At 44.9% G+C, this 16743-nt stretch carries 13 protein-coding genes; 8 read left to right on the forward strand and 5 right to left on the reverse strand.

All coding sequences use genetic code 11. From position 1 onward, the window contains the following. Positions 1 to 144 precede the first annotated feature (144 nt). The 6 genes from PLE34_RS15200 to PLE34_RS15225 all read left to right on the forward strand — a co-directional run bounded on the left by PLE34_RS15200 (position 145) and on the right by PLE34_RS15225 (position 8153). Positions 145 to 1401 carry an MFS transporter gene (locus PLE34_RS15200; RefSeq protein ID WP_324558322.1) on the forward strand — a complete coding sequence of 419 codons (1257 nt, stop codon included), beginning with the start codon at positions 145 to 147 and terminating at the stop codon, positions 1399 to 1401. 70 nt (positions 1402 to 1471) lie between these two features. Then, positions 1472 to 2668 carry an AGE family epimerase/isomerase gene (locus PLE34_RS15205; protein WP_324558323.1) on the forward strand — a complete coding sequence of 399 codons (1197 nt, stop codon included), beginning with the start codon at positions 1472 to 1474 and terminating at the stop codon, positions 2666 to 2668. Between the two features lie 994 nt (positions 2669 to 3662). After that, on the forward strand, positions 3663 to 4352 hold the full coding sequence (locus PLE34_RS21895; RefSeq protein ID WP_502875880.1) for a sialate O-acetylesterase: 690 nt from the start codon (positions 3663 to 3665) through the stop codon (positions 4350 to 4352). Continuing rightward, complete coding sequence (locus tag PLE34_RS15215; protein WP_324558327.1) at positions 4349 to 5515, forward strand: sialidase family protein; 1167 nt, start codon at positions 4349 to 4351, stop codon at positions 5513 to 5515. Before PLE34_RS21895 ends, PLE34_RS15215 begins: the two co-directional genes overlap by 4 nt. Positions 5516 to 5887: 372 nt before the next feature. Continuing rightward, positions 5888 to 7249, forward strand: a complete 1362-nt coding sequence (locus PLE34_RS15220; RefSeq protein ID WP_324558328.1) for a Gfo/Idh/MocA family protein — start codon at positions 5888 to 5890, stop codon at positions 7247 to 7249. A gap of 85 nt (positions 7250 to 7334) precedes the next feature. Further along, on the forward strand, positions 7335 to 8153 hold the full coding sequence (locus PLE34_RS15225; RefSeq protein WP_324558330.1) for an endonuclease/exonuclease/phosphatase family protein: 819 nt from the start codon (positions 7335 to 7337) through the stop codon (positions 8151 to 8153). 88 nt (positions 8154 to 8241) lie between these two features. Here the strand turns inward: PLE34_RS15225 and PLE34_RS15230 are convergent, their stop codons facing one another. Further along, positions 8242 to 8466, reverse strand: a complete 225-nt coding sequence (locus PLE34_RS15230) for a hypervirulence associated TUDOR domain-containing protein (RefSeq protein WP_324558332.1) — start codon at positions 8464 to 8466, stop codon at positions 8242 to 8244. Between the two features lie 251 nt (positions 8467 to 8717). Between PLE34_RS15230 and PLE34_RS15235 the strand changes: the two genes are divergently transcribed. Beyond that, positions 8718 to 9323 (forward strand): MiaE family protein, encoded by a 606-nt coding sequence (locus PLE34_RS15235; protein WP_324558334.1) that lies wholly within the window; start codon positions 8718 to 8720, stop codon positions 9321 to 9323. Positions 9324 to 9434: 111 nt separating this feature from the next. Continuing rightward, positions 9435 to 10865: a DNA recombination protein RmuC gene (locus PLE34_RS15240; RefSeq protein ID WP_324558336.1), complete on the forward strand. Its 1431-nt coding sequence runs from the start codon at positions 9435 to 9437 to the stop codon at positions 10863 to 10865. 45 nt (positions 10866 to 10910) lie between these two features. On the opposite strand, the gene PLE34_RS15245 is transcribed toward PLE34_RS15240, so the two are convergent. From PLE34_RS15245 to trxA, 4 genes are all read right to left on the reverse strand, one after another. Further along, positions 10911 to 11825: a pirin family protein gene (locus tag PLE34_RS15245; RefSeq protein ID WP_324558337.1), complete on the reverse strand. Its 915-nt coding sequence runs from the start codon at positions 11823 to 11825 to the stop codon at positions 10911 to 10913. 249 nt (positions 11826 to 12074) lie between these two features. Further along, positions 12075 to 14267, reverse strand: coding sequence for a M43 family zinc metalloprotease (locus PLE34_RS15250; RefSeq protein WP_324558338.1), 2193 nt, complete (start codon positions 14265 to 14267; stop codon positions 12075 to 12077). A gap of 182 nt (positions 14268 to 14449) precedes the next feature. Continuing rightward, positions 14450 to 16087, reverse strand: a complete 1638-nt coding sequence (locus PLE34_RS15255; protein WP_324558340.1) for a NupC/NupG family nucleoside CNT transporter — start codon at positions 16085 to 16087, stop codon at positions 14450 to 14452. Positions 16088 to 16402: 315 nt separating this feature from the next. After that, positions 16403 to 16723, reverse strand: coding sequence for a thioredoxin (gene trxA / locus PLE34_RS15260; RefSeq protein ID WP_324558342.1), 321 nt, complete (start codon positions 16721 to 16723; stop codon positions 16403 to 16405). Positions 16724 to 16743: the final 20 nt, after the last annotated feature.

Genomic DNA, 16743 nt, shown 5'->3' on the forward strand with positions numbered 1-16743 from the left:
TATGATCCTATGTGGTAAAAAATAAAGAAACGAAATACATAGAAACACAATAGAAAGAAAAACTATTTATTTAAAAAATATCAGAAACCCAATCCTTCCTATGTGAACCTATGTGCCTATGTGGTAAAAACGAGTGATATGCAAATGAAACATTCAAAAAACTATCCCTGGATTGTGGTTGGGCTCTTGTGGGTGGTAGCGCTGCTCAATTATATGGACAGGCAGATGCTCAGCACCATGCAGCCCTCTATGATGATTGATATCGTGGAACTGAGAGAGGCAAGGGATTTTGGAAGGCTGATGGCTATCTTCCTCTGGATATATGGTTTCATGAGTCCGGTGGCGGGCATGATAGCCGACCGGATCAACAGGAAATGGCTCATCGTGATAAGCCTTTTTGTTTGGAGCGGGGTAACCTATATGATGGGCTACAGCGAAAACTTTAACCAGTTATACTGGCTCAGGGCAATTATGGGCGTAAGCGAAGCTTTGTACATACCTGCAGGACTTTCACTGATTGCCGACTATCATACTTCAAAAACAAGGTCGCTGGCTATTGGCATTCATATGACCGGCTTATACATGGGTCAGGCGTTAGGCGGCTTTGGCGCCACCATTGCATCCAACTATTCCTGGCAATCTGCTTTTCATTATTTTGGGATCATCGGAATAGTGTATTCCTTTATTTTAATTCTTTTTTTACATGAGAAAAAATCACCGGAGCTAACACGTGCAACTAATAACATCATAAAAGAAAAAGCTTCTCTGTTTAAAGGATTAGGATTGCTTTTTTCCAATATTGCCTTTTGGATCATTCTCTTCTACTTTGCCGTGCCCAGTCTTCCGGGATGGGGTGTTAAAAACTGGCTGCCTACTTTGTTCGCAAAGAACCTGGGCATTGACATGTCTTTGGCCGGGCCGCTTTCAACGATCACAATTGCCGCCTCTTCCTTCCTCGGTGTAATTTTCGGGGGGATATTATCTGACCGCTGGGTGCAAAAAAATATCAGGGGAAGGATTTATACCAGCGCCATAGGGCTGGCCTTAACCATTCCTTCGCTATTGCTGGTGGGCTATGGTCATTCTATGTTTCATGTTATTGGCGCCGCCTTTTGCTTTGGCTTTGGCTTTGGTATGTTTGATGCCAATAATATGCCTATCCTTTGCCAGTTCGTTTCGGCTAAATACAGGGCAACCGCGTATGGACTGATGAACATGACAGGGGTATTTGCGGGTGCTTTGGTTACAGACTGGCTGGGAAAATCAACCGATGCGGGCAACCTGGGAAAAAGTTTCGCCATGCTTTCGGCTATTGTACTGGTGGCGCTCATCATCCAGGTATCCTTTCTGCGGCCAAAAGCAAATGATTTTGATGAGCCGGCCAAAAACAATCATTCCTGATTTTTGGAAGTGGAAAAAAGGCCCTTCATAAAATCAGCAACATTATAAAACCATCTTATCAAAACAGATCATGCATTATACAGCAAACGATTTAAAGGATCTTAAAAGGTTTTACAGTAATCAACTGCTCAATGATACCGTGCCGTTTTGGTTCCCCCGCTCTTTTGACAAAGAACATGGCGGTTTCTTATTAATGAGAGATGCCGATGGCTCGCTCATTGATGATGATAAAGCGGTGTGGATACAGGGAAGGGCAACCTGGCTGCTTTCTACTTTATACAATACCGTAGAAAAAAAGCAGGAATGGTTAGAAGGTGCGAAATCAGGTTATGATTTTTTGAATAAACATTGTTTTGACAGGGATGGGCAAATGTTTTTTCATGTTACCCGTGACGGAAGACCTTTACGTAAAAGGAGGTATTTTTTCTCCGAAACGTTTTATGTAATTGCCGCCGCAGCTTACGCCAAAGCCAGCGGAGATAAAGAAGCAGCGGAGAAAGCAAGATTTGTTTTTGGGAAATGCATTGAGTATGCAACAACACCCGGTTTACTACAACCAAAGTTTACCAATACAAGGCCTTCTATGGGTATTGGAGTACCCATGATCATGATGAATACGGCGCAACAGTTGAGGGAAACGATTGGTGACGATCGTTGTGATGGCTTAATCTCAAAATGGATCGAAGAAATAGAAAGATATTTTATAAAGGATGATATCAGGTGTGTAATGGAACAGGTAGCGCCCGATGGCAGCATCATTGATCATATTGACGGCAGAACGCTCAACCCCGGACATGCCATTGAAGGCGCCTGGTTTATTTTGCACGAAGCCAGATACCGTAACAACGACCCGCATTTGATTGCGCTGGGCTGTAAAATGCTGGATTACATGTGGGAACGCGGATGGGATACGACGCATGGCGGTATTTTATATTTCCGCGATGTGTACAACAAACCCGTTCAGGAATACTGGCAGGATATGAAATTCTGGTGGCCCCACAATGAAACGATCATTGCCACATTGCTGGCTTACCTGTTAACAGGTGATGAAAAATATGCCAGGTGGCATAAGCTCGTGCATGATTATTCCTATCAGCACTTTCATGATAAGGAAAACGGTGAATGGTTCGGTTATCTGCACCGCGATGGAAGCGTTGCACAAACCGCTAAAGGAAATTTATTCAAAGGCCCGTTTCACCTGCCCAGGCAGGAGTGGTATTGCGCAAAACTGCTGGAAGATCATTTATCAATTAATGACCGGAAATAAAAGTAAATTCAGGCAGGCTGAGCATAAAAATATTGTATGAATTTTGAAAACGATCATTACTATAAAAAAAAGTGATTACCCCGCTCCGGCGAAAGCATACTACCGGCAGCAGTCATCCGCAAAAAGTACAACCAGGGAGATAGCTTTATTTTTAACAGGCTTGTTGCTTATACCGGCTGCTATATTTGCACAATTTCAGATAGCGGATATTTTTTCAGACAATATGGTTTTACAAAGAGATCAGCCGGTGCATATCTGGGGAAAAGGAAACCCGGGTGATACGGTTTTGAGCGGTTTTGCCACAGAAGAAAAAAGCTGCATTATAAAAGCTGATTCATCCTGGAGTGTATATTTTAAAAAGCAAAAGGCAAACGCTGCTCCCCAAATCATCTATATTAAAAACAGGAAGGAAACCATTGAGCTAAAAAACATCCTGATCGGTGATGTATGGGTTTGTTCCGGCCAGTCCAATATGGAATGGCCGATGATAAAAGAAATGCATTTTAAAGAAGAGATAAAGTATGCCAATCAGCCACTGATAAGATTATACAATCCTGCACCTGCGGGGAGATATGTGTATGGCGTTGCTTATACGGATTCATTAAATAAAAGACTGAATACCGAGGATTTTTATGCAGATGCGGACTGGCAGCAATGCGATAGCAACACGGTAAAGCCTATGACTGCTGTGGGCTATTATTTTGCAAAACATATTGTGGCAAGCGAAAATGTGCCTGTAGGTTTGATCAACCTGTCTATTGGCGGCGCGCCCATCGAAACCTTTATCAGTCGTGATGCTTTGCAAAACAGTAAACAATTTTCAGTAAAAGTAAAAGGCAACTGGTTAGAAAATAACAATCTCCCGGAATGGGTAAGGGAAAGAGCTAAGCAAAACGTAGGCAATAATGTAAACGGCTATGGAGATGATTTGGGTTTAAATCATGCCTACAAACCCGGTTTCGCTTATGCAGGCGGAGTTGCTCCCATTATTGCCATGCCCATAAAGGGTATACTTTGGTACCAGGGTGAAAGCAATGCGCTGGAACTGCCACGAGTTGAAGAATACAGGAACCTGCTTCATTTGATGATCAATGACTACCGGCAAAAATGGCTGCCCTGCCTACCGGACAGGCAGGCTGCCGCCCCGGAAGGGAAACAACCTGCGATGCCTTTTTACTGGGTGCAGTTGTCGTCTATTGATACGGCTAAATATCCATCGCATTACTGGCCGCAATTCCGGGATGAGCAGCGCAAGCTTTTAGATGAAGTAAAAAATGGCGGCATGGCAGTTTGCAGCGATATTGGTTTTAAAAACGATGTACACCCTACCAACAAAAAAACGGTAGGAGAACGCCTGGCCAGGTGGGCGCTGCATTATACCTATAAAAGAAACATTGTTCCTTCCGGGCCGTTGCCACTGCATGCAAAATATATAAATGGTAATATTGTAATTACGTTTCGCTACACGGCAGAAGGACTGCGCACAAGCGATAGAGAAGCGGTAACCGGATTTTCAATAAACGGGAAGGAGGAAACAAAAGCTACTATTCAAAAAAATAAGATCATCATAGCCGCAAAAGAAAAACCCGCATTTATTTATTACGGCTGGCAGCCTTTTACAAATGCCAACCTCGTGAATTCGGAAGAGCTACCGGCATCAACTTTTAAAATAAATGTATTATGAAAAAAACAGCAGTTACAGCAATCGCTTTGTTTCTTTTTATTACCGCCCCGTTCGCACAGGTAAAAGATATTCCTGTTTTTGTATCCGGCACGGAAGGACATAAAAGCTACCGCATTCCTGCCATCATTGGATTACCCAATGGCGATTTACTGGCTTTTGCAGAAGGCCGTGTGCACGGCGCAGGCGATTTTGGCGATATTAATATTGTTGCAAAACGCAGCAGCGATAAAGGAAAAACATGGAGCGCTCTGCAAACAATTGTTGATGTGGATACCCTGCAGGCCGGCAATCCCGCGCCGGTGGTGGACCTCACCGATCCTGCTTATCCTCAGGGAATAATTTTTTTGTTTTACAATACAGGCAATAATCACGAAGGAGAAGTAAGAAAAGGAAAAGGCCTGAGGGAAGTGTGGTACAAAACATCAGCCGACAATGGCATTACCTGGAGTGAACCGGTGAATATTACTATACAAACACACCGTCCGCAACAACCGCAGGTAAACCCGGCGTATAACTTTCCGGAAGACTGGCGCAGCTATGCCAACACGCCCGGTCATGCCATGCAATTCAGCACAGGCAAATACAAAGGCCGCATTTTTATAGCAGCCAACCATTCTGCCGGCAACCCGCAACCGCAGTTTGCCGATTACCAGGCGCATGGTTTTTATACAGACGATCATGGCAAAACCTTTCACCTGGGCCAAACCGTTAACCTTCCGGGAAGCAATGAATCTATAGCAGCGGAACTGTCCGGTAGCAAGCTCATGATGAACAGCCGCAACCAGAAAGGAGATATCCGGGCAAGGATCGTTTCCATAAGCAGCGATGGCGGCGCCACCTGGGATACCACTTATTTTGATAACAATCTTCCTGACCCCGTTAACCAGGGAAGTATTTTAACTATCGGTAAGAAAAAGAAGGGAAACATTATCGCCTTTTGCAATGCTGCAGATACGAAGCGAAGAGATAACCTTACCCTGCGCATTAGCTATGATGACGGCAAAACATGGAAAAAGAATATGGTAATTGCCAAAAGTGAAAATGATTCAAGGGATTATGCCGCTTATTCCGATATCGTAAACATAACAAAGAAAGAAATAGGAATACTCTATGAGAAAGATGGTTATGCAACCATTGTTTTCACCGCGGTGAAATGGAAATAAAAATGTGGGAGAATGAACATTCATTTTGCCACAGATGCCGGATTTTATTAGAAGTAACAGCAATCATTTTCAGACAGCTTCAGGTATCGGAACTAATGAAAGTTTGGATTAAAATGGTATATATCGTACCTGCGGCACTCAGTGACGTTTTAGTATGCCTCATCGCCGGAATAAATTCCGGAGTTACAATATACAGACAGGCTTACGGCCTTATCATTGGACCGCTACCGGAAACAAAACGGCAGGTTAATGCACTGATCTGTATTTTGCGCAACCGTTTGCATATACCGGTTGCAGATTATTATAGTAATTTCAGTACAGCGTTGCCATTGATAATTACTAAAACAACCGGCAACGCATAAACAAAACCATATGAACAGGAAAGCATTTGTAAGAAACGCGGGCCTGGCAGCCGCCTCGCTTGCCGTATTACCCACCGCCACCTTATTTGCAGGAAAAAGAAGCGCCGACCCCAAAGTAAAAATGGCGGTCATTGGCGTAGGCCTGCGGGGACAGAACCATCTTGACCTGCTGCTGAGAAGAGATGATGTGGACCTTATTGCCATTTGTGATATAGATGAGCGCATGCTGAAATCAGCAAAAGAACTGATCTCAAAAAGCGGTAAGAAAATGCCCGTTGTGTATACCGGGGATAATTATGCCTGGAAAAAAATGCTGGATACGGAAAAAGTAGACGGGATAGTAATTGCAACACCCTGGGAATGGCATAAGCCCATGATCATTGGTGCATTGGAAGCCGGGGTTAAATATGTGGGAACGGAAGTAGTGCTGGGCATCACGCTCCAGGATCACTGGGATGTTGTAAAAGCCGCTGAAAAATATAACGCCCATGTAATGATGCTCGAAAACGTTTGCTACCGCAGGGATGTAATGGCCGTATTGAACATGGTACGCCAGGGCCTGCTGGGCGAGCTCATTCACCTTCAGGGCGGATACCAGCACGATTTGCGTGAAGTAAAATTCAATGATGGCGTTCATCCTTACGGGCACGGCGTTGAATTTGGTGAAAAAGCTTTTTCCGAAGCCCGCTGGAGAACGGAACATGGCGTTCACCGTAACGGCGACCTGTACCCTACACATGGCATTGGCCCCATAGCGCACTATATCAACATTAACAGGGGCAACCGTTTCATTACATTAAATTCTTTTTCCACCAAGTCAAGAGGATTACATAATTATATTGTAAAGAAAGGCGGGGAAAGCCATCCCAATGCAAAAGTTAAATTCAAATTAGGCGATGTTGTTACTACGCATATCGGTTGTGCCAATGGAGAAACCATCCTGCTGCAGTTGGATACCAACCTGCCCAGACCCTATTCTCTCGGCTTCCGGGTACAGGGCACGCAGGGTTTATGGATGGACGTAAACAACGGTATGTATATAGAAGACAAATCGGCTAAAGCGCATGCATGGGATGATGCCAAGGCCTGGTTAGATAAATACGACCATCCCCTGTGGGCAAGATGGAGCAAAGAATCGGCAGGCGCAGGGCATGGCGGAATGGACTTTTTTGTGATCCATGCGCTCGTGGAATCCATCAAACGAAAAACAGCAACGCCTATGGACGTATACGATGCTGCGGCCTGGAGCGCCATTACGCCATTGAGTGAAAGCTCTATTGAGCTGGGCAATCAAACCATGGAGTTCCCCGATTTTACAGGCGGGCAGTGGATGTACCGGAAGCCGGTGTTTGCATTAAATGATGCGTATTAAACGCTATTGTTAAAAATATGCAGCATCCGTGTTTCAAACCATTTTATATATAAAATCAACCATTTGCAAAAGCGTGCTTACTGCAATGAGAACCATACAGGCTCTATTCTTTTTTTGTGCCGTAACAGCAATGCACGGCTGCGCCCCCAAAATTTCGGGCACTCCTGCTGCAGGTAATCCAACAACTACTATACGGGTGATGAGCTACAACCTGCACCATTGCAATCCGCCGTCAAAACCCGGGTTCATTGATGTGGATGCCATAGCAGAAGCTATCCGCCGGCAAAGCCCCGATATAGTGGCCATTCAGGAAGTTGATGTAAATGTAGCGCGCTCAGGCAAAATTGACCAGGCAGGCCTTTTAGCTCAAAAGCTGAATATGCAGGTGTTTTTTGCCAAAGCCATTGATCATGACGGGGGAGATTATGGCGTGGCCATACTGTCCAAATACCCTTTGTCGAACGGGAAGGTTCACCCCCTTCCCACGGTTGCTGAAACCAAAGGCGAACCCAGGGTACTGGCCACGGCATTGGTAACTTTACCGGGCGGTATTAAATTTCAATTCGGGAGCACTCACTTAGACGCTTTGCGCACCGACACGAACCGCATCATACAGGCAGAAGCCATTAACCGCATTGCCCGCTCCTTTCAGCATCCTTTCATCATTGCCGGCGATTTTAATGCCGTTCCCGGCTCGAAGCCTGTTGCTATCTTAGATGAACAATTTACGCGTACCTGCAGCCCCTGCGATTTTACCATCCCGGTTATTAACCCTGATAAAACCATAGACTTCATTATGTACCAAAAAAGCAACCGCCTGTCGGTTGTTTCGCACCAGGTAATACCCGAACGTTACGCTTCAGATCATTTGCCGGTGGTGGCGGTTATGGAACTAAAGCAATAATTCAGCTATTTTATTCCTGTCCTGCTATTTCCTGATTATCTTTTTACGCTGTTGCTGCCCCACCGCTCCATAGCATTCAATACTTCTTTTAATGTTTCGCTGTTTTTATTTTCCGCAACGCCGAACCTTTATGCGCGGCAATGTGATCGCTTTTATCGCTTTTTATTTCATACTGCGGTTCTTCCTTTGTTGCATGATGGATATATCCCTTGTATATAAAATCAGCGGTATGCACTTTAATGATCGTGCCCGATACCCGGCCCGCTTCCGAATTCCAGCTTACATGATCGCCGGTTTGAAATGATTTTGCCATATGGTGATTGCTTTGGCTGCTTAAAGGTAAGTAATGCTGAAGATGGTGAGGAAGCAGGCAGAAAGTACCAAATTATAAATTACAGGAACCGAACCTGTCCGCCGGGGCGGATAAATTTAAAAATCCGAAAACTAAAATTCCGAAATCCGAGGCGAAATACAACCATAAACCACAAATCAAAAAAACGAAGGAGCCTTCGTCTTATTGTTAGCAGTTACTCACCTGATACCCAAATCGCTTATTTTTACCCCATGAATGAAGATGATGTAAAAAATATCCTGGGGCTGCAATTACCTACCGACCCGCGCTGGGTAAACCTGGCAAGTATACGTCTCGAAGATATACTCACCGACCATGCCTATTGCGAGCAAAAAGCGGCCACTACCTGTATAACCCTTATTCAACGTTATTCCGATAAAGCAAAATTAGTTACCGAACTCTCGCCCATCGTTACGGAAGAGTGGGGTCATTTCAGGCTGGTACTGGCCGAATTGCAGAAACGCGGACTGGCATTGGGCAAACAACGCAAAGACATCTATGTAAATAAGCTGCTCGAATTTCAGAAAAAAGGCGGCAGTCCTGAAGAACGGTTTCTGGATCAACTGCTCACCATGGCCCTGATAGAAGCCCGGAGCTGCGAACGCTTTAAACGGCTGAGCGAAGGATTGGATGATGCCTACCTGCGTAAATTTTACCGCCGCTTTATGGAAAGCGAAGCCGGGCATTACACTTTATTCATTGACCTGGCCGAAACTTATATAGACAAAGACAAAGTGAGAAAGCGCTGGGCGGAATGGTTAGCTTATGAAGCGGAAGTGATACAAAGCGTGGAAGTAAGGGGCGACAGGATACATTGAAATGTAGAAACCTGTCGGGACTGCGCAACATCGAAGCAGCGCTGTAGTCCCGATAGGTTTTTGCTCAATAATTTAGTAATCGGTATATTTGAGCCCTGAACCTTGTTTATTATGGAACCTGCTATATACCTGCTTGCCGGATTATTTATTGGTGGATTGATGGGCTATTATCTTTTTAAATCAACAATCCCCAAAAATTATATTGCAAAAACCGATTTTGAAAACCTCCGGCAACAGTTTACGGAACTACAGGTTGATCACGCCAAACGGATCGGAAAAGAAGAGCTGAACCAGCTATACATTTCAAGAGACAGTTTTGATATCATCAGCCACAAGCTGCATTCGGCCGAAACAGCGTTAACCGCAAAAGAACAAACAATTCTCACTTTACATACCAAGCTCACCGCACTGGAACAAAAAGAGGAACATTTAAATGAAAAGCTAAAGCTGTTCAGAACTGAAATTGAATCGCTCCACAACCTTTCCAAAGAACAGTTCAGGAACCTGGCTACTGATATCATGAAGGAAAAGAAAGCCGAGTTTGTGCTGGAAAATAAAAAAGAATTGTCGTTTGTAATTGATCCTTTTAAAAATGACCTGAAAGCATTTAAAGAAAAAGTAGAAGCTACCAGGAAAGAGGATATTCACGACCTTACCTCGCTGAAAAAAGAGCTGGAATTATTACAGCAGTTAAACACCCAACTGAGCGATGACGCTAAAAATTTAACTTCCGCACTAAAGTCGGAGGTAAAAATGCAGGGTAACTGGGGAGAAGACCGCCTGAACATGATATTGGAAGCGGAAGGTTTACAAAAATATGTAGACTTTACCAGGGAAGAAATGTACAGGGACACTGATGCGGAAGTAAACCGCAAGCCCGATTTTATTTTACACCTTCCCAACGGTAAGCATTTGGTTATTGACAGCAAGGTTTCCTTAACAGCATACGTTAATTACTTTAACGCATCGGACCCCGAAGAGAAAAAAACCTATTTAAAGCAACATTTGCGAAGCGTAAACGATCATATTGAAAAGCTGGCGGATAAAACCTACCAGTCGCTTGCCGGGCTTACCACACCCGACTACGTATTTATGTTCATGCCCGTGGAACCAGCCCTAACGCTGGCAATGAACCAAAGCCCGGAAGTGATCAATAACGCCTTAAAACGAAAGATCGTTTTAATTACACCCACTACATTGATCGCTACGCTTAAAGTGGTAAAGATCATCTGGCAAAAAGAAAACCAGGTTAAAAACGTAGAAGGGATCTTTAAACAGTGTGGGGCTCTATACGATAAATTCGTTGGCTTTGCGGAAGACATGCTAAAAATTAAAGCGAAGCTGAAAGATACTTCCGATACGTATGATGATGCTATGAACAAGCTGAAAGACGGCAGGAAAAGAGGTGATACCATCATTGGCAGACTTGAAAATATTAAAAAGCTGGAAGCCACTACCATTAAAACCATGCCACAGGCGCTGTTAACGGAAATTGAATTATTGGAGGAAGATGATGAAGGAGAATTAAAATTATCAGATTAAAAAAAGTGTATAACCGCAAAGGAAATACAGGCATTTTGCAACAGCTTATGAAAGGGGCTCCGGCGCTGGCGGCATTCCTGCCGGTTTCGACTTATCATCGGGCAGTGGAATAAATTCTTTGTTGTCGTTTGGAGGCAGGATAATCCTGCCTTGTTTCCAATCTTCTTTTGCCTGTTCAATACGTTCTTTACGCGATGAAACAAAATTCCACCAGATAAAACGTTCACCCAAAGGTTCGCCGCCTAAAAGCATGAGCGTAGTCTTTTCTTCAGCAATAATAACCGGGTCAACGCCTTTGCTGAACACCAGCATTTTGCCCTGGTTATAGGTAACTCCCGAAAACGATATGCTTCCCTTAACGATGTAAAACCCCCGCTCTGAATGTTCTTTGGGAAGCCCGAACCTTGCGCCCTGTTCCAGCTCAACATGCAAATAAAACAAGGGGGAATTGGTTTTTACATTGTTTTGTAACCCATAGGCATTGCCTGCTATTAGTCGCATCCACACGCCTGTGTCGGTAAAAACAGGAAGCTGGGCGGGTGTATAATTTACAAAACTGGGCGCATCTTCTTCATCCCTTTCGGGCAGCGCTACCCAGGTTTGTATCATTTCCAACCCCCCGGTGAGCACTGAGGGATCTTCAAATCTTTCAGAATGGGAAATACCACTGCCGGCAGTCATCCAGTTTACTTCACCCGGAAGAATGATCTGCTCTACGCCCAGGCTATCGCGGTGGGTTACCTGTCCGCCAAACAAATAGCTAACGGTAGAAAGCCCGATATGCGGATGCGGCAGCACATCCAAACCGGAAGCAGGTGCAATGGCATCTGCGATCGGCCCCGCATGATCCATAAAAATAAAAGGACCGATCATCCTGCGAAGCCGGAAGGGAAGAATGCGTTTAACCTTCATTTCCCTGCTGATTGCCGCATTACGGGCTTCAATAATAATATCAAGCATACCCTTTTTTTAAAGATCATCAATAAGGAATTCCCAGGCAACAATAACTGTTCCTTATACCATTAAAAACCTGAGTGAATATACGGAAAACATGCAAGAAAGTACTCCTGAAATCATTGCCGTTCGGGCAAAACGATGAGACAGATCACATTCCCATTTAGTTGCGCCGGGGCGAAGCTATGTGAAGTCTCTGACTTCGCATGCGCTATGTTCTTCCGGGACTGTGTCCCGGGGAAATAAAACTCACCCTCAATTCATCTTCACCACTTTTTGTGTTACCATTTTGTCGGTATAAACCAACTGCACAATATATACACCCGAAGCCATATAGCTGAGGTTAACGGGAATGTAATTAGGTGCGGCGGAAGAGGTATAGTGCTGTTTCCATACCAACTGCCCGGTGCTGCTGTAAACCACCACACCTTTTAATGCGGCGGAAGAAGGGTAATGCTGTATGGCTAACAGGCCGGTAGTGGGATTGGGCGCAATAAGGTATCCGCTCTCTTTTAAATGCTGTGGCAGGGTGCGGGTATAAATATTAATGTCGTCTATATACACATTATTGCCATAGCCGTTAATGTTGCGGAACTGCACAACAATTTGATCATACCTGCCCTTTACCAAAGCGCTGATGTCAATAGTATCCGCTACCCATTCATCAGCAGTGGGAATATATGCAGCAGTCAGAAAGTCGGCACGCGTTTTTAAATCCGCTCCTCCTTTTTTGTAAACAGACGTATAGGTTTGCCCGCAATCGGTGGAAAACAATACTTCCAGCGTATCGGAATTCATGCTGCTGTATTGCGCGGCTGCCCGCCAGAACGTTATTTTAACCGAATCGGCGGTAAGCGGTATCGTAAGCTGCGGTGTAACCAGCATGGTATGCTTGCCGAATAACTGGTAATTATAGTTATCGAATTTTACAGATGCCGTGCCGGAATGTGCGGCATTGGTTGCCCGCACCGGGTTATACGCCACTACATCGCTGTTATTGGCTATTCCCCAGCCCTGCGGCGGAAAAGTGGATTCGAATCCCTGTGCCAATGGTTCGCCGGCATTACCTGTAACGGAGAATACCATGGTTGCCGTATCGTTTAAAGGTTGCATATCGGCGCTTCCGTTGGGGAGCGTGGTATAGAGCTTAACGGTATGATATCCCGGAGCCACGGTAATGGCGATACCCGATATGGTTGTTTCCTGCAAAGAAGGAAGATTAAGCGTAAGATTGGTAACAACAGGTTCCGCACCATCTACAGCTGCATTGAGCCTTATACTGGTTAAAGATGAAGCGCCGAGGTTACTGATACGCAATTGGGGAATAATGCCGGTTCCGCAATATACAACCGCATTTGAAGGCGATAATACAGCCTGCGCCTTTACATCATTAGTATGCAACACGGGCGGCACACAACCATTGGAAGTCATCAGTTGCATCCTGTCGGAAAAAGTGCTGAGTGCTGTTTCCATACGGTCGGCCTGCCCGGCGGTAAACAGGCACATGGTGGCATCATCCGTGTAATCCATAAAATTCATGAACATAATACCGGGTGCGGTATTGGTGCAGGCATCGGTTTGAGGAAACAACGGCGCGCCATACGTGCACGTGCTTTGGTTGGGTGTATCATCCACAAAATCTGAATCAGCACAGGAGGCCTGGCATTCATTAGCGCCCCAGGTATGCCAAAGATTAAAGAAATGGCCTATTTCATGGGTGGCGGTACGGCCTTTATTGAAAGGCGCCGCTGCCGACCCAATGGTTCCAAAAGCATGATAGGCAGTTACCAATCCCACATCCGAAGCTGCCAGCCCGGGTAAGCCGGGCATAAAGGAGTAACCCAGGTCGTTGTCTTCCATCTTACATACCCATATATTCAGGTACCTGTTTACATCCCAGGCATCCACCCCGCCCATTGTGGCGTATTTAACAGGATCGCTATCGCCGGGAACAGATGTGGTAGAGGAAATTTTCCGGGTGATACCGCCGGACGGTTCATTGGAAGGGCTGCGCTGCGCAAGACAAAAACGAATATTGCCTTTACCGAATAATGATTTAAAGGCAGCAGGGATCTTCACGGAATCCGCATTCTCACCTGCATAATCGGCATTCAATACCTCTATCTGGCTCTGCACCTGCTCATCGGTTACCAAAGCGGGATTATCCATTACAATATGCACAACCACGGGTATGGTAACAATGGCGTTTAAACGCTGCTGAACCGGCAACCCTTTTTTGGCGCGTCTTACCGCTTCATATTTTTGCTGAAAATCCAGTTGCGTTTTTTCAAAGGCCACCTTGTCGCGCGGATATTTTTGAAAGTACCGCTCCATTACACTACCCGTTACACAACGTACGGGTGCAAGCTGCTGCTGCGCAAATCCATTGATGGCCATGTAAAAACACAGACCTGCCATAATAAAACCTGACCTGAAAACTGCCTTCACAAAAAATAGTTTAAGAATACATTATCCAAATGTATGGCAAGTGCTGATAATAAAAATACTTTCCACCATTTTGCACTATTTAAGCCGTAAAACCGCTTACAACACCGTTCAACTATACGTATCCCCTCATCATTTCGTTTGAAAAGCACCTGGCAAAATATACAGGCAGCGCTTTTTTATCGCTAAAACAGCATTCCTGCTATGCAACCACACATCAGGCAGGCAATGGTTCCGCCGATCAATGCTTTTATGCCAAGTTCCGTAAGGTTTTTGCGCTGGTTAGGCGCCAGTTGACTGATCCCCCCGATCTGTATGCCTATAGACGCGAAATTAGCGAAGCCGCAAAGCGCGTAAGTGGCTATGAGCAATGATTTGGGGCTGGAGATGAGGTTGCTTTCCTTCATTCCGGCAAGCGATACATAGGCGTAAAACTCATTGAGTATTGTTTTTTCGCCCAGCAGTTGTCCGATAGCTACCATATCTGCCTGCGCAACGCCTATCAGCCAGGCCACCGGGGCAAAAATATACCCCAGCAGCATATTCAGAGAAAGGGTTTCATACCTGCCTTCCGTTACTGATTTAATGTGCCCGTTAAGCTGGGTAATATCTCCCACCCAGCCCAGCAACGCGTTTGCCACCCACATCATGGCCGTAAAAACGATAAGCATAGCGCCTACATTTACCGCCAGCTTTAACCCGTCGGTTGTGCCCAGCGACAGCGCGTCTAAGAAATTATCGCCTAATTTTTCTTTGGGTATGGTAAGATCCTTTACAATGAGGCTGTGAGCAGGTTGAGGAAAAATGATCTTGGAGCAAACGATAGCGGCGGGAGCGCTCATAATAGACTGGCTGAGCATATGCAACGCATAGTATTGCTGCTGTGCCTCATCCCCCCCTCCCAGAAACCCTACATAAGCCGCTAATACGCTGCCGGCAGTATTAGCCATCCCTCCTACCATAATACACAGTATTTCACTGCGCGTCATTTTTTCGAGGTAGGGACGGATCATCAGCGGCGCCTCTGTTTGTCCTAAAAAAATATTAGCTGCGGTAGACAAACTTTCGGCGCCGGAAATATTCAGTTTGTTTAGCAGGTAGGCAAATACATACACTATTTTTTGCAGGATACCTAAGTAATATAATACGGAGGAAAGCGCCGCGAAAAAGATGATATTGGGTAAAACCTGCACGGCAAATATATACGCCCAGGATTGCTTATCATCTGCCAGGCTGCCAAATAAAAACTCGGTACCCTTATGGCTCAGGTTGATGAGCGCCACAAATGCCGAGGAAACCTGTTCCAGCATGATCTTAAAAATATCGGGGTTGCAAACCTTGCTGTAAATAGAAACAGTGAGTATTGCCAGCGAACACAGCACAGACCATTTCAGCATTTCAACGCTGCGAAAAGCAAGCCATTTAATGATAAATCCGAGGAAGATCAAGCTGAGTAAAACGGTAATGCCACTGTTGCTCCATACAGTGCTCCTGATGATCCCAAAAAAGAAAAGGCACTGCCATGCTACAGCGAGCAATACGCTTATAGTATCAGCATTGAACTTTGTATCATTTCGCCCTGCTTTTATAATCCTCTTAACGATAATATAAGTAAGGATAACGCCGAAGAACACCCAAAAAACAGGCTGACCGGCAATTTTTGTATTGAGCACGCCCATGGCAAACATCAACTGGGCAAAAACACCCATGCCCACCAGCTTCCAGCTAATGGCTTTTTTGTTATTACTGAGCAGATAACAAACGAGCAGGAGGAAAACCATTCCTATTGTTCCCCTGCCGATGTTTTCAAGATGTGATGACATAAAGCCGTTTTGGTGCTGACAATATTATACAGCAATATACAACAATGCGAAAAAGAGGAACCTCAAACATAAAACTTTTAGCCGCGAATGCACGAATGGATAACCAACTGAAAAAAGCCTTATTCGTGCATTCGTGGCGTACTTTGCTCTGTACAACAAACTGCTGTATCCAAAAGCCATCATGCCTTCCGGGACAATGGAATTGGCATGCGGAAAGCAACATATAATGAACTTCCCCAACTATCTGGAACCAAAGCGCTGAAATGCAAAAAGCAGGCGTTTCCGCCTGCTTTAACAATTCACCTAAGAAATGTATTACGCGATATGTTGTTCAATTTTCTTAACAAAATTAGATTTAGGCTGAGCTCCAACTAATTTGTCTACTACCTTACCATCTTTTACAAATAAGATAGCCGGAATAGAAGTAACGCCATAATTAATAGACAACTGTGGGTTATGATCAACATTTACCTTTCCGACATTCACTTTTCCGTTATATTCTTTGCTTAATTCTTCAATAACCGGACCGATCGCGCGGCAGGGGCCACACCACTCTGCCCAAAAATCAATAACAGAAAGCTTATCAGAATCCAATACCTTTTCCTGGAAGTTCGTGTCTGTAAATTCGAGTGCCATAGTAACTAAGTTTTATTTAT

This window comes from Agriterribacter sp. (assembly GCF_035445465.1).
Lineage (GTDB): Bacteria > Bacteroidota > Bacteroidia > Chitinophagales > Chitinophagaceae > Agriterribacter.